The sequence below is a fragment of the Paraflavitalea soli genome (genome assembly GCF_003555545.1).
Lineage (GTDB): Bacteria > Bacteroidota > Bacteroidia > Chitinophagales > Chitinophagaceae > Paraflavitalea > Paraflavitalea soli.
This window is the reverse complement of sequence record NZ_CP032157.1, coordinates 2390609-2406341: the sequence shown is the minus strand read 5'-3', so window position 1 is coordinate 2406341 and position 15733 is coordinate 2390609. Positions and strand designations below refer to the sequence as shown.

Below are 15733 nucleotides of genomic sequence, written 5' to 3'. Positions count from 1 at the left end.
ATAAACATTTACATATGAAATCAATCAAAACGGTTCGCTTGCGAACCCTGCTGCTATGCATTTTTTCTGTATTCCTATTCCTGGCAAACCTGACTGCTTTTGCCCAAACCGATAAGCTGGCGGGCAGGGTGACCAGTCAACGTACGGCAGCGCCGGTGTCGGCGGCCACCGTTACTGTAAAAAATACCGATCGAACTACTATGACGGACCAGGATGGAAAGTTTACGATCAAAGCATCGGCCGGTGAGGTGCTGTTGATCAGCTCTATAGGTTTTACTACCCGGGAAGTAACTGTTGGAACCGGTGACCTGAACATTCAGTTGCAGGAAGCTGAAAATCAATTGGAAGGTGTATTGGTGATCGGCTACGGTATTCAAAAGAAAAAATTAGTGACCGGCGCCAACCTGCAGGTAAAAGGGGAGGACATTCAAAAGCAAAATACCACCAACGCCTTCCAGGCCTTACAGGGTCAGGCTTCAGGGGTACAGGTCACTTCCTCTTCCGGTCAACCAGGCGATGGTTTCAACGTGATCATCAGGGGTAAAGGCACCATCGGCAATTTTGGACCGCTGGTAGTGGTGGATGGTGTTCAGGGGGTGAACCTGAATTCCATCAATCCTGCGGACATTGAATCTATTGATGTTTTAAAGGATGCCGCTTCAGCGGCTATCTACGGTTCGCAGGCTGCCAATGGTGTGATCCTCGTTACAACAAGATCTGGAAAACAAAATCAGAAAGCGCAGATCACGCTGGATGCTTACTATGGTGTTCAGAATGTGGCCAGGAAAGCCCAGTTATTGGATGCAAAAGGGTATGCGACCATTATGAATGAGCAGGCTGTTAATTCGGGTAAGATTCCTTATTTCACGAATGAAGAGATTGATAAGCTGCCGGTGAATACGAACTGGATGGATCAAATGTTTGTAAAGGATGTTCCCACACAAAATTATGTGTTGGGCGCCACGGGCGGAAATGGCGGATCTACGTATTCGACCTCGCTGGGTTATACCAGCCAAGGCGGTATTGTTGGCGGTAAAAATATGTCGTTTTATGAACGCTATACTTTCAAAATTAACTCTGAGCATAATTTATACCAGAACATCATCAAGCTGGGTGAGCATCTTACCTTCAACAATGTAAATAATCACGGTATTCAAACGGGGGGGCAGTACAATAATACTTTGCGGGCTGCTTTTTCTACCTCCCCATTCCTGCCCATGTACGATGCTTCAGGTGATTTCTTCCGATCAGACAGTTTGCCCTGGAATCCTGGAAAGGTAGGTGATCCGCAGTGGGACAATGGTACCTCCAATCCGTATGCTGCCATGTATTATGGTTCTAATGGCAGGAACAAAAACCAAGGATTGTTTGGTGATGCTTATTTGCAGGTGGAACCCATTAAGGGTTTACGGTTCCGCACAAGCCTGGGTTTGAATTACTGGAGTAACCAGAGTCGTGGATTTACGCCTCCTTACCATCTTTCTGTTTTTTCACGGGTTGATACCTCCACGGTGTATCAGTCAATGGGTACTGGTCAAACGCTTCAATTTGATAATACATTGACCTATGATTTTAAGATAGCGAGTGACCATAGTTTCAGTGTGATGGCCGGCAGTTCGGCCTTGAAAACCAAGGGATCCGGTCTGTCTGGTAATAACTGGGACCTGCGTGTGCTCGATTTGCAGCATGCTTACCTGGACGTTGCGCAGGACCGGTCTGCGCAATCCAATCACCTATCGGCAAGTGGTGCTCCTTTTGAGTCGGCATTGATGTCGTACTTTGGCAGGCTTCAATACAATTTCCAGGAAAAATACCTGTTCGGTGCGTCGTTCCGCGCTGATGCATCGTCCAATTTTGCGCCAGGCCATCGCTGGGGTTACTTCCCTTCGGTGTCGGCAGGCTGGATTGCATCCAGGGAATCTTTTATGCAAACAATCAACGGCCTTGATTTCCTGAAACTCCGGGCCACCTGGGGACAGGTAGGTAATCAAAGTATACCGGGGTATCAATATTTGTCGCTGATCAGCTTTAACCAGGCTGGTTATAGTTTTGGTCCTGTAGAAGGTATCAATGTGCAGGGCGCGTGGCCAAGCAGTCTTGGCAATCCCGGTATAAAATGGGAGACATCTGAGCAATTGAATATTGGTTTTGATGCCACCCTGATGAAAAACCTGAACGTTACTTTTGATTATTACATTAAGAAAACCAGGGACTGGTTGATCAGTGTACCTGTTCTTGCTACTTCCGGCGTTGAAACTGTAACGATCAATGGTGGTGATGTAAAGAATACCGGGGTTGAGCTGGCGCTGAATTATCGAAACAGCATTGGCAAAAATTTTAATTATTCCATTGGCGCCAACGGTTCGTATAATAAGAATACCATTGGCAATATTCCTACCCAGGATCATATCATTCATGGCAATACCAATGTTTTGTTTGCTAATGCGCTGGAATTCTATAGGGCACAAAACGGCTTGCCTGTTGGCTATTTCTGGGGTTTAAAAACGGCCGGCGTGTTCCAAACGGAAGAAGAAGTAAATGCTTACAGAGGTAAGTCAGGTAATCCCGTTCAGCCTGGCGCCAAACCTGGTGATCTTCGCTATGTTGATCTGAATGGAGATGGCGTGATCGATAATGAAGACAGAACCAAGATCGGGGATCCCAATCCTGATTTTATTTTCGGATTTAATGTATCGCTTGATTATAAAGGATTTGATTTCCTGGTGCAGGCATCGGGAGTAGCCGGCAACCAATTGGTGCAATCATGGAGAGGTCCGGGGGGCCGTGGTAATTATTCTGCTGAGATACTGGAGCGCTGGACAGGGCCCGGGTCATCGAATAGAATTCCCAGGGTAACGGAAGAAGGTACTAACTGGGCTCAATTCTCCGACCTGTATGTATATGATGGCAGCTATCTGCGGATCAGCACCATTACACTGGGTTATGATTTTGCCAGGCTTGCGAAAAAAAGTTACCTGAACAAAGTAAGATTGTATGCCTCTGTATTAAATGCCTTTACGTTCACCAAATACAATGGAATGGATCCTGAAGTTGGTCACAATGAAGGGTTTTCTTCGGGGGTAGATGTGGGTTATTATCCCAGACCAAGAACGATCATGGTTGGTGCAAACATCCGTTTTTAATCAAATTGAAATTGAGCATCATGAAAAAAATAAATCTATATATCGCGGTCATTACTTTGTTGTCGCTGGCTGCCTGTAATAAAAGCTTTCTGGACACGGAAGATGTAACAAGTATTTCGGATCAGAATTTTTATAAAACTCCCAACGATGCCTATAAGGCGCTGGTGGGGGTATATGATGGAATGCAACGAGTATGGGCGGGCGGCATGGCGGTGCCACTGGCGGCAGAAATCATGTCGGACAATGCATTTGGCGGCGCCGGTAATGCAGACGGTTATGGCATTCAAATGGTGGACGAGTTTGATAAACAACGTTCGCCCAGTGATCAAAATATGTTTGAGGGAGACTGGAAAGATTATTATAAGGCTATCTACCGCGCCAATATGTTGTTAACGCATCTTGACCAGGTGGAATGGAAAGGGCAGGGGGCTTTGCGCAATATCTATGAGGCTGAAGCCAGGTTCATTCGCGCCAACTGTTATTTTGATATGGTAAGGTTGTGGGGACATGTTCCGCTGCTTACCAAGCCTTCCACTGAAAATGTTGCGCAGGCGGAACCTGATAGTGTTTACCGGCTTATTGCTGATGACCTGAAATTTGCTGTGGCGAATATTCCGGCAGTAAAATATACCGCCCAGGCGCCTGCTACTTATGGAAGGGTGACGAAATGGGCTGCTGCGTCCTTACTCGGCCGTGTATTTCTTTACTATACCGGTTATTACAATAAACCGGATCTGGCAGGTGTCGTTTCCAAACCGCAGGCACTGGCTTACGTGGAAGATGTAATTGCGAATGGGGGATTTGGTTTGGTAGACAATTTTGCCAATCTCTGGCCTGCAGCTTCGCTGAATAATTATGTAGGAGAAGATAATAAGGAAACTGTTTTTGCTATCAAATACACGTATACGAGCGACTGGAATGGCAATGTGGATGGCAATAACTGGCTGGTGATGTTTGGCATCCGGGTTCAGAATATTTATCCTTATGGCCTGGGATGGGGAGGCGGAACGGTGAATCCCAAACTTTGGAATGCTTATGGAGCGAACGACAGCCGCCGGGTTGCTACCATTATTTCCATTAGCGATGAAAACCTTGACTTCAAGAACTTAAAAGACCAGCGGGAATACACGGGGTATTATATGAAGAAATACACTCCGATGGCCGATGCTGCGGGTAAAAGTCTGGCCGAAAAAATGGGTGGGGTCAGCTTCCAGATCAGCCAGTACCAGGATTATGTTTCTATCCGCTATGCCGATGTGTTGTTAATGGCTGCTGAACTGGGGTCGCCCAATGCGCAGTCCTATTTTGATGCGGTACGGCAGCGAGCGTTGGGGGGCAGTTTTGTTCAGATCCCTGTAAGCGGTCAAAACATTATGAATGAAAGGAGATTAGAATTTGCAGGAGAAGGGCTTCGCTACTGGGACCTGCTTCGCCAGGGTTTACCTGTGGCTTCTTCCGCCATTGCTGAATCAGTGACGCTTCAAAACGGTGGTGTGAATACACTAAAAACAATTTCAGCAGCAAAAGTTACTGAAACAAAAGGGCTGGCGCAAATACCTTATTCACAAATCACTTTATCAAATCAAGTGTTGAAACAAAATGCAGGATGGTAACGGAGGTTATTTGCGGTCTTAAAGATATTAATAATAATATTTAAATGAATATACAATGAAACTCGTTAAACTAATAATACCGTTGGCTTTTATAGCTGCAGTAATGGTGCTTTCCTGCAAAAAGAAAGATTATAGCCTGCCTGGATTGCCTGATAAGTCGGCCATCAATATGGAAGTGAAACAAGACCTTACGGTTGATGCAGGTGGCAATACCATTTACCTTATCAATCACACTGATAAGGTGGAACCGGTTTGGGACTATGGTACCGGAAAATCAATGCGCCGTGTGGATACCGTGCATTATGCTTTTAAAGGTGATTATAAGGTTGCCCGTTCTGCCGTTACCGGTGGCGGAATCGTGTATTTGGATACGATTACCATCCATGTTACAAAAGACAACCTTAATTATGTGAATGATCCATTATGGATCCTTTTAAGCGGGGGAGTGGGCAATGAAAAAACCTGGCAACTCGATCTTGATGCCAATGGCGTTTCCAAAGTATTTGACAGTCCGCTGTATTTTGGCGGAGGTGATCTCATCTGGGGCAACCAATGTTCCAGTCCGACTGGTAATTGCTGGACCTGGAATCCCAAATGGGCTGACAATACGTGGATATGTGCCAAAGGGGATTATGGCACTATGACCTTTAGCCTTAAAGGAGGGCCTTTTGTAAAAGTAGATCAGAAAATGATAAGTGCCAGTGGGGCTTTTTCGGGCACGTATTACCTGGACAAAGATGCAAAAACATTGAGCTTTTCCGGTGTGCTTCCTCTGAATCTCGGGAAGGACCAGGCTTACGGCAAAGGAACGCTGATTTCTTTAACGGAAAATTCGCTGCAGATAGCTTTTAAAACGCCTGGATCAGCTGATGCTGGAATTTATAATTATATCGCTCAATGATCCATTAAAACGAAGTAGTTTTTGGTTACACGCAGTTAGCAGTTTTTATTTCGCATAGCAATTTTAGCAATCCGGAAGGAGTTTCCACTCCTTCCTATCTTTTTAGGCTGTATGGTTTGCTATTTGTGCCGGTGCTGTCTGAATGACGAAAGTTGATCCTTTGTAACATTTGATGCCGTACTGTGAAACATTCTAGTCCCCTGTTGCAGACTGTACCGTACTACTTTTACGGAATTCAATAAATTATTGCATTGTTATATGAAATCACCACTGTTGCAGTCTGCTTTCCTACGATCTTCCCTGTTGACTATTTTATTGCTTCCGGTAGCTTTATTGTTGATGGTGTTTAACATCTGTGCGCAGCAAACGGCTTCAACAGTAAATAGGGTTACGGAACAAAAGATCCACCATCTGATCAGTCAAATGACCTTGCAGGAAAAGGCCAGCCTGCTGCATGGTAATTCCAAGTTTTATGTAGCGGCTATAAAAAGACTCGGCATTCCTGAGTGGGCATTGAGTGATGGTCCACATGGGGTACGGGCAGAGATCAACCGGCATGATTGGGCTTATGCAGGCTGGACAAATGATTCTGCGACGTGTTTTCCTCCGGGAACAGCGCTGGCTGCTACCTGGAATCCTACGTTGGCCTATAAGCAGGGATTGGTGTTGGGAGAAGAAGCCCGTTTCAGGAAAAAGGATATTTTGCTGGGACCAGGCATCAATATTATCCGTACTCCGCTTTGCGGCAGAAACTTTGAATACATGAGTGAAGATCCTTTACTGGTTTCAAAGATGGCTGTTGCTTACATCAAAGCGTTGCAATCCAAAGACGTGGCAGCCAGCGTAAAACACTGGCTGGCCAACAACCAGGAAGCACACCGTGACTCTATTGACGTGACCATGAGCGAAAGGGCATTACGAGAAATTTATTTGCCGGCATTTAAGGCTTCGGTAATGGAAGGGGGTGCTTATACGGTAATGGCTGCCTACAACCGGTTTAGGGGGGAGTGGTGTTCGGAAAATGATTACCTCAACCGGCAGTTGCTTCGGAAAGAGTTCAATTTTAAAGGGGTCTTAATGACCGATTGGTCGGCTGCACATTCAACCGTAAAAGCTGCTTTAACCGGTCTCGACCTGGAAATGGGTACGGACAAAAAAGATTACCATGAATGGTACTTTGCAGATCCGTTGATCAAGGCGGTGGAAGAAGGAAAAGTACCCGTATCGGTGGTGGATGAAAAAGTGGGAAATGTATTGCGGGTAATGTTTAGTACAAAGATGTTCAATGAAGAAAAACGATCAAGAGGAGAGATGAATACGCCCGAACACCAGCAGGCAGCCTACCATGCGGCGGCCGAGGCTGCGGTGCTATTGCAAAACAAGGGAAACCTGCTGCCATTGCATATCGATAAAATAAGATCAATAGCCATCATTGGTGATAATGCCACGCGTAAACATTGCAGCGGTGGGCTCAGTTCGGAAATAAAGGCTTTATATGAAATAACACCCCTGCGGGCCCTGCAGCAAAAGCTGGGAGCCCGGGTGAAGATCAATTATGCCCAGGGGTATGAAAAGCAGTCCACCTTTGCGGAAGGTAATAGTACCGGCCAATCTGGTACTGACAAGGTAGACTGGAAACTCATTGAGGAAGCAGTGGCAATTGCCAGGGAATCGGATGTTGCGATCATTTTTGGCGGATTAAACCATGACTTCGACACGGAATCTTCTGACAAAGAAAACATGGATCTACCTTACGGACAGGAGGTATTGATCCAGGAAGTGGCTAAGGCCAATCCCAACACGGTAGTAGTCATTATTGCGGGGTCGCCAGTAAAGCTGTCTGGTATAGTGTACCGGGTGCCAGCTATCTTATGGGCCTGGTTTGGGGGTATGGAAGCAGGAAATGCAGTAGCTGATCTGTTGATTGGCCAGGTAAATCCTTCGGGCAAACTTCCGTTTACGCTGCCGGTATCCCTGACGCAATCTCCTGCACACGCGCTGGGCAACTATCCCGGCAGGAATCTCCAGGTGAATTATGAAGAAGATATCCTGGTAGGTTATCGCTGGTTCGATACGAAGAAAATTCAACCGCAGTTCCCTTTTGGTTACGGGCTTTCCTATACTGATTTTTCCATCAGCCATTTTTCAACGGATAAGCCGGGGTATGGGAAAAATGAAATCATTCATGCCAGATTTACCATTAAAAACACTGGCAAGGTATACGGAGCTGAAGTGGTGCAACTATATGTAAGTGATCCGGTTTGTTCGGTGATGCGACCTGAAAAAGAATTGAAAGCTTTTGAAAAAGTATTTCTGAAACCGGGTGAAACAAAGACTGTTGAGGTGCAGGTGAAAGTGGCCGATCTGGCATTTTATGACGAATCAAAAAAGGCCTGGAACACAGAGGCCGGTGAATACATCCTGCAGTTAGGTAATTCATCCCGTAGTATTTTTCAGCAAGTGAAGATTTCAGTTAAGTAAGATTATCATCAGATGAATACGAAGAAAACAATCAATATACCGTTTTTTATAGCAACCCTGTTTTTGTTGAGTTCCCGCTGTTATGCGCAAATAAGTTTGCCAAAAGTATTTGGCGACAATATGGTCTTGCAAAGAGGGCAGCCGATCCCGGTTTGGGGAGAAGCAAGGCCGGGAACGCTTGTAACAGTAGTATTGGGAACAGTACGGGCAACTGCCCAAGCAGGTAAAGACGGGAAATGGATGCTCCGGTTTCCTACATTTACAGCCGGCGGGCCTTATACGCTCAAAATAGCTGAATCCGGAACACGAAATACCGGAATAGAGTTAAAGGGAGTACTTATTGGAGATGTGTGGGTGGCGTCGGGCCAATCGAATATGGAATGGCAGGTACAGCAGTCGCAGGATGCACGCAAAGAAATTGACAATGCCGGGTCCCCTGCCATACGTTTTTTGGTTGTTGAACAAGACAAGCAATTAAAGCCACGGTCGGACATCCGGGGCGGTCAATGGAAAGTTTGTGATACCTCAAACGTGAAAAACTTCTCGGCAGTTGCTTATTATTTTGCGCGTAAAATACACGGTGATCAGCATGTTCCGTTAGGCATCATTCAAAGCACCTGGGGCGGAACGCCGGTGGAAGCGTGGACGAGCCGCGACATGCTGTTAACCTCACCCATTAGCAGGGCACGCACGCTCAGTAATGATACGCTCAGGTTGGACCCTGAAGATCTTATCGCTGATAGTTTGAACTGGATACGCACGTGGGATATTATTTATCATCCACAAAACAATACGGATCAAATAATTCCTGCCCCGGAATATAATGATGAGGGTTGGACAGCCATTGCCATGCCCAATGTGATCAAGGATTTTGGTATTGGCAATTATGAAGGGATGGTTTGGTTACGGAAAAAGATATCCTTGCCTGGCTCTTTTGCGGGAAAGGACCTGACGGTGAACCTGGGTCATCCGGAGATGAATTACTCCTTGTACTTCAACGGACAGGAGGTTTGTAAGAATGTCTGGAATGCCAATCCCACGCATGCTTTTACTATTCCGGCAGGATTGGTGCGGGGTGGAGAGAACACCATTGCTGTGCGGGTGGCCATGTTGTGGGGCGGTGGCGGTTTGAATCCGCCGGCTGAAGACATTTATATTACGGATGGCGCTACTACCGTTTCTTTAGCCGGGAAATGGTTGTATAAGAATGGCCTTGAAACCGCTTTTCCCAAGATACTCAACTATCAGTATTACCCCACTGTGCTTTTCAATGGGATGATCAACCCACTTATTCCTTATGGCATTAAAGGGTTTCTCTGGTACCAGGGTGAAGCGAATGCCGAGGCAGCTTACGATTACAGAACGTTGTTTCCGATGCTGATCAAAGACTGGCGCCAACGCTGGGGGCAAGGTAGTCTTCCGTTCTTATATGTACAGCTGGCTAATTTCAGGAAAGTGCAACCACTTCCTTCGGAAAGTGACTGGGCTGAATTGAGGGAAGCGCAAGCCCTGGCATTATCGCTGCCTAATACGGGGATGGCCTGCACCATAGATATTGGTGAAGGGAATGATATTCATCCGAAAAATAAACAGGAGGTTGGCCGGCGGCTGGCCTTACTTGCCAATGAAATGGTGTATAAACAACCGGTTATGGCATCAGGCCCACAGTATAAAAGTTTTCAGAAGGAAGGGAATCGCATCCGCCTCCATTTTACGCATACGGGTACAGGGCTTTCTACAAAAGACGGAAAAGAGGTAACGGGTTTTGCCATTGCGGGTAAAGACAAGTTATTTCATTGGGCTAAAGCCATCATTGAGGGAAGTGAGGTGATTGTTTATGCTGATGAAGTTTCTGAGCCTGAAGCTGTGCGATATGCCTGGGCAGACAATCCGCTCTGTAACCTGGTTAATTCAGCGCATTTGCCTGCCATTCCTTTCAGAACGGATGAATGGAAGGGCATTACTCAGCCATAAAAAAATAGATACATGAAGCATGTTATTTCACTGATCACGGGTATTCTTTTTGTTCAATCGCTCCTGGCGCAGGAAAGTTATCCATCACCTATCAGGCCGGGCAATGAAGCGGTTGCACCAGGCAAGTTTGAACCTACCTGGCAATCACTTCAACAATATACCATTCCGGCATGGTTCCGGAATGCGAAGTTTGGCATATGGGCGCATTGGGGCCCGCAATGTCAACCGGAACAAGGCGACTGGTATGGACGGTTCATGTACGATGAAGGCAGTGAACAGTATACATGGCATGTGAAGCATTATGGGCATCCATCGAAAGCGGGGTTTAAGGAAGTGATCCATGATTGGAAAGCGGAGCATTGGGACCCGGAGAAACTGGTAGCGCTTTACAAACGTACGGGGGCACAATATTTCTTTGCGATGGCCAATCACCACGATAATCTCGATCTGTGGAACAGCAAGTACCAGGAATGGAACACGCTGCGGGTGGGTCCCAGGAAGGATATTATTAAAGGTTGGGCACAAGCAGCGAAAAAATACAAACTTCCCTTCGGATTAAGTGTGCATGGATCTCATGCATGGACATGGTTTGAAACGGCCCAACGTTCGGATAAAAAAGGTCCTTTTGCCGGCATTCCCTACGATGGGAAACTGACCAAGGCGGATGGGAAGGGAACCTGGTGGGAAGGGCTTGACCCGCAAGGGCTGTATGCCCAGCAACATAACCTGAGTGCAGGAAGTGAAAATATCACCAGCTTGTGGAGCCAGTGGAATTGGGACAACGGGGCTTCGATTCCCTCACAGGAATATTGCGAAAAGTTTTATAACCGAACCATTGACCTGATCAACCAATACAATCCTGACCTGCTTTACTTCGATGATACAGGGCTTCCCCTCTATCCTGTAAGTGATGCGGGGTTGAAGATTGCTGCACACTACTATAATCACAATATGGCTACGCACAACGGCCAACTTAATGCTGTTTTGTTTGGAAAAGTGCTTACGGAAGAACAAAAAAAGTGCATGGTGTGGGATGTGGAAAGAGGCGCTCCTGATAAAATGCAAGACAAAGCCTGGCAAACCTGTACCTGTATCGGTGACTGGCATTATAGCCGACCGACCTATGAGCGTAATGGTTATAAATCAGCAAAGACGGTTATTCATACGTTGATTGATATTGTCAGCAAAAATGGTAATCTGCTGCTGAATATTCCTATCCGTGGAGATGGCACCATTGATGAAAAAGAAATGGCGATACTTGAAGGTATTGCCGGCTGGATGGAAATTAACAAGGAGAGTATTTTTGATACCCGCCCCTGGAAAACGTATGGAGAAGGGCCGGTTGCTGAAACGGCTAACCCGGTAAATGGCCCTGGTTTTAACGAAGAAAAAATAAAATTTTCGGCAAAAGATATTCGCTACAATCAGAAAGGAAAGGTGTTGTATGCTACTGTATTGGGTACACCGGAGGAAAAAGTGGTTCTGAAAGCGTTGGGTAAAACCAAAGGCAATGGGATAGTAAAGCGGATTGAAGTGCTGGGCAATAAGGAAAAGATAAGCTGGAAACAAGATGCAGATTCGTTGTCCATTCAAAATCCCAAACTGGTTCCGAATGACCTGGCCATTGTGTTTAAAATTTACCTATAAAAGTATGTTATGAATAAGGCATTAATAGTATTGTTGTTGCTTTTTGCTGATGCTCTTTCGGGTTATGCACAGGAGAAACCGTCAGTATCCCGTGGCGACACCTCTAGTGCGCGCCGGGACGGCTTCGGGGGACCCATTGAGCTGGGACCCGATGATAAGCCTGCCTTTGACAATCCACCTGCCGGGTTCAGGGACAAGCGTGACAATTTTGCTCATGGTACAATAGCTACTGTTCAGTATGATTCCAAAACGGTTTCTACCCGCCGGGAGATGCTGGTTTATACGCCTCCCGGGTATTCACCCGATCGAAAGTACCCGGTAATCTATTTACTACATGGTCTTAACTCGGGGGCTGGTCAATGGCCTTACTGGGTCCGTGCTGATCATGTGATCGACAACCTGCTGGCCGATGGTAAAATTGGACCTGTAATTATGGTTTTTCCTAATTGTAATACAAACATCACGGTGTCGAATCCCAAACCTGATGAACAGGAGGAGCGAAAAGGCGGATTTAAAGGTTATGGCCAGCTTTTCGAAAATGATCTGCTCAACGACATCATCCCTTATATCGAATCTCACTATTCTGTTTACACTGACCGTGAACATCGTGCACTTGCCGGGTTGTCGATGGGCGGTGGGCAATCTCTGAATATCGGTCTTTCGCACATTGGTATTTTTGCTTACGTTGGTGGATTTTCTTCGGCCCCGAATACCCATGAATTCGGGGGGCTTTCTGACACCAGACTGCTATCGGATCTGGCGGCGGCGAAGAATCAGCTCAAGGTACTGTGGCTTGGCTGTGGCAATAAAGATGGACTGATCCGTGTGAGCCAGCGTGTGCACCAACACCTCAAAGAACAAGGGGTGCCGCATGTATGGCATGTGGATGGTAATGGGCATGACGATACCGAGTGGGCCAACAACCTGTATCTTTTTGCACAGCATATTTTCAAATAAGTGCCCTTATACCGGCAGCCTGCAGCCTGGTTCGTGTTTTTTAGTGAAAGTCAGTTCGTTGCAACATTCATTACCCTATTATGAAACATTCAGCTCCCCTCATGCTGGCAGTATAGCAATAGTTTTACAGCATTCTATAATTATTGTATTGCTGTATGAAATTACGACTACTGTTGTTCAGTTTGCTGTGTTCTTCGCTGTTGAATATTTTGCAGGCAGCGCCGCCATCCTATATTACTACTCCCGACGGTATAATTGTTTTCACTGATCCCCTTGTAACAGGTGTATCGAATGCGGTTAAGCTGGAAGTGATTACCGATAACATTATCAGGGTAATTGCTGCGCCGGGAAAAGAAATGGCAGCTTCGCAAAGCCTGGTTACTGTATACAGAAAAAGCCCTTCGGTTTTCTGGAAAGTCACTTCCTCCAAAGATAGCCTGACGCTAAAAACAAAAAAGCTGACCGCGGTCATCGATCTGAAAACCGGCGCGGTTATATTCCGGGACCAGGCAGGCAAGAAAATACTGGCTGAAAAGCAACCACTGGGACGGAGCTTTCAGCCCACCGTATTTGACGGTAAACGGTATTACGCACTTACCCAGACATTCCAAACTCCTGCCAACGACGCCTGGTATGGCCTGGGGCAGCACCAGGATGGCATCCTCAATTACAGAGGGCAGCAGGTTACTTTCTTTCAAAACAATACAGAAGTGGCTATCCCTTTTCTGGTATCCAGTAATAACTACGGCATTCTGTGGGATAATTATTCGATCACCAGGGCAGGGGATCTGAAGTCGTTCCATCCACTTGCGGACCTGCAGCTTTTTTCAAAAACGGGGGCAGTTGGCTGGCTTACAGCATCCTATGCCAATGATAAGCACAAACCGCAGGAGATAATAGTTGAAAGAGCAGCAGCGGCGATCAATATGGAGTTTGAGGGCGACTCAAAGAACCAGCTTCCTGCTGAATTTACACCCGCTACCGGGATGGTGACCTGGGAAGGTAGCCTGGTTAGTTATTTTTCAGGCCTTCACCAGTTCCGTTTCACCTTTGGTGGTTCGCTGAAGGTTTGGCTTGATGGAAAGCTTGTGTTGGATCACTGGCGAAAATCATGGAATCCTGCGCCTGCCCTGATACCGTACCAGTTCAAAGACGGAGAAAAAGTAGCTGTCAGGATCGAATGGACGCCGGAGGGCGGGGAATCCTATCTTTCGCTGAAATGGCAGGAACCCCTTAGCGCAGGGGAGCAAAACAGCTTTGGTTTTTGGTCTGAGGCGGGTCAGCAGATCGATTATTATTTCATCTACGGAAATAATATGGATGAGGTGATTGGCGGGTATCGTGAACTAACCGGCAAGGCACCCATAGTGCCTCAATGGGCATTGGGTTTCTGGCAAAGCAGGGAGCGGTATAAAACGCAGGATGAAATTTTGTCGACGGTTAATGAATTCCGGAAAAGAAAAATTCCCATTGACAATATTGTTTTAGACTGGAGCTATTGGAAAGAAGCGGGGTGGGGTAGCCAGGAATTTGATGAAGCCCGGTTTCCCAGGCCTGATAGCATGATCGATGTACTGCATAAAAAGTATAACACGCGGATCATGATCTCGGTATGGCCGAAATTCTATGAAGGTATTCCCGCTTACAACGAATTTGACAAGAATGGCTGGCTGTATAAAAGAAATATTGCCGACCGACAAAGGGATTGGATAGGCAAAGGATATGTCTCCACTTTTTACGATGCATTCAATGAACATGCCAGGAAGGGATTCTGGGATCTGATCAACAAAAAAATTTACAGTAAAGGAATTGATGCGTGGTGGATGGATGCGAGCGAACCCGATATTCTTTCCAATGTGGGTCCCGAAAAAAGAAAGTCGCAAATGACGCCCACAGCATTGGGCAGTGCAGCGGAATACCTGAATGCCTATCCTTTGCAAAATGCAAAAGGGATCTACGAAGGGCAGCGTTCAACAGATCCCAATAAACGAGTGTTCTTATTGACCCGCTCTGGCTTTGCAGGGTCCCAACGCTATGGGGCAGCCATATGGAGCGGTGATATCGGATCTACCTGGCGGGATATGAAGAACCAGATCACAGCAGGGCTAAATTTCTCACTATCCGGATTGCCTTACTGGACCATGGATATTGGTGGCTTTGTAGTGCCGGAAAAATTTGAAAGACAGGATGCCGCACACCTCGAAGAATGGAGGGAACTGAATACGCGCTGGTACCAGTTTGGGGCCTTTGTGCCTTTATTCCGTTCGCATGGGCAGTTTCCTTACCGGGAGATCTTCAACATCGCTCCTGAAACACATGCAGCCTACCAGAGCTTTCTCTATTACGATCAACTGCGTTATCGCTTAATGCCTTATATCTATTCCCTGGCTGGTGCAGCTTATCATGAGAATTACACGATCATGCGCGGACTGGCAATGGACTTTGCAAAAGATACAGTGGTATTGAACATAGGTGATCAATACCTTTTTGGTCCCTCTTTGCTTGTCAATCCTGTATGCGAATACAAGCAAACGAAACGAGGATTGTATCTGCCGGCCTGTGCAGGCTGGTATGACCTCTATTCAGGCAAATGGTTTGCGGCCGGTCAACACATCATGGCTGAAGCACCGTATGAACGCATGCCGGTATTTGTAAAAGCGGGTTCTATCCTTCCTTTTGGCCCCGGGCTACAATACACCGGAGAAAAACCGGCTGATACCATTATGCTGAATGTTTACACGGGAGCGGATGCTTCTTTTAACCTGTATGAAGACGAGGGTATTAACTACAATTACGAAAAAGGCGCTTTCTCGGTCATTCCTATAAAATACAATGAAGCGACAAAAACAGTTACTGTAGGCGATCGCAAAGGATCGTTTAACGGAATGCTTCAAAAAAGGATGTTTCGTATAAACTTTATTACACCTGCGGATGCAAAGCATTTGAATTTTAATGCAGGGTATAATAAAGCAGTGATGTATGAAGGAAAGAGACTAACGATACCAAGTAGTTAAGTT

The 15733-nt window shown here is 46.3% G+C and carries 8 protein-coding genes; all 8 read left to right on the top strand.

What is annotated here, in order from left to right; genetic code table 11:
• The first annotated feature begins 14 nt into the window (after positions 1 to 14).
• Positions 15 to 3143 (top strand): SusC/RagA family TonB-linked outer membrane protein, encoded by a 3129-nt coding sequence (locus D3H65_RS08915; protein WP_119049976.1) that lies wholly within the window; start codon positions 15 to 17, stop codon positions 3141 to 3143.
• A gap of 20 nt (positions 3144 to 3163) precedes the next feature.
• Positions 3164 to 4756, top strand: a complete 1593-nt coding sequence (locus D3H65_RS08910) for a RagB/SusD family nutrient uptake outer membrane protein (RefSeq protein ID WP_119049975.1) — start codon at positions 3164 to 3166, stop codon at positions 4754 to 4756.
• Positions 4757 to 4811: 55 nt separating this feature from the next.
• Positions 4812 to 5657 carry a hypothetical protein gene (locus D3H65_RS08905; protein ID WP_162915502.1) on the top strand — a complete coding sequence of 282 codons (846 nt, stop codon included), beginning with the start codon at positions 4812 to 4814 and terminating at the stop codon, positions 5655 to 5657.
• Between the two features lie 258 nt (positions 5658 to 5915).
• A complete protein-coding gene (locus tag D3H65_RS08900) occupies positions 5916 to 8138 on the top strand; it encodes a glycoside hydrolase family 3 C-terminal domain-containing protein (protein ID WP_211345653.1) in 2223 nt (740 codons plus the stop codon).
• Between the two features lie 96 nt (positions 8139 to 8234).
• Complete coding sequence (locus D3H65_RS08895) at positions 8235 to 10112, top strand: sialate O-acetylesterase (RefSeq protein ID WP_245999707.1); 1878 nt, start codon at positions 8235 to 8237, stop codon at positions 10110 to 10112.
• Positions 10113 to 10124: 12 nt separating this feature from the next.
• Positions 10125 to 11759, top strand: a complete 1635-nt coding sequence (locus tag D3H65_RS08890; protein ID WP_119049973.1) for an alpha-L-fucosidase — start codon at positions 10125 to 10127, stop codon at positions 11757 to 11759.
• A 9-nt stretch (positions 11760 to 11768) separates the two neighbouring features.
• Positions 11769 to 12716 carry an alpha/beta hydrolase gene (locus tag D3H65_RS08885; RefSeq protein ID WP_119049972.1) on the top strand — a complete coding sequence of 316 codons (948 nt, stop codon included), beginning with the start codon at positions 11769 to 11771 and terminating at the stop codon, positions 12714 to 12716.
• Positions 12717 to 12871: 155 nt separating this feature from the next.
• Positions 12872 to 15730: a TIM-barrel domain-containing protein gene (locus D3H65_RS08880; protein ID WP_119049971.1), complete on the top strand. Its 2859-nt coding sequence runs from the start codon at positions 12872 to 12874 to the stop codon at positions 15728 to 15730.
• The last annotated feature ends 3 nt before the right edge of the window (positions 15731 to 15733 follow it).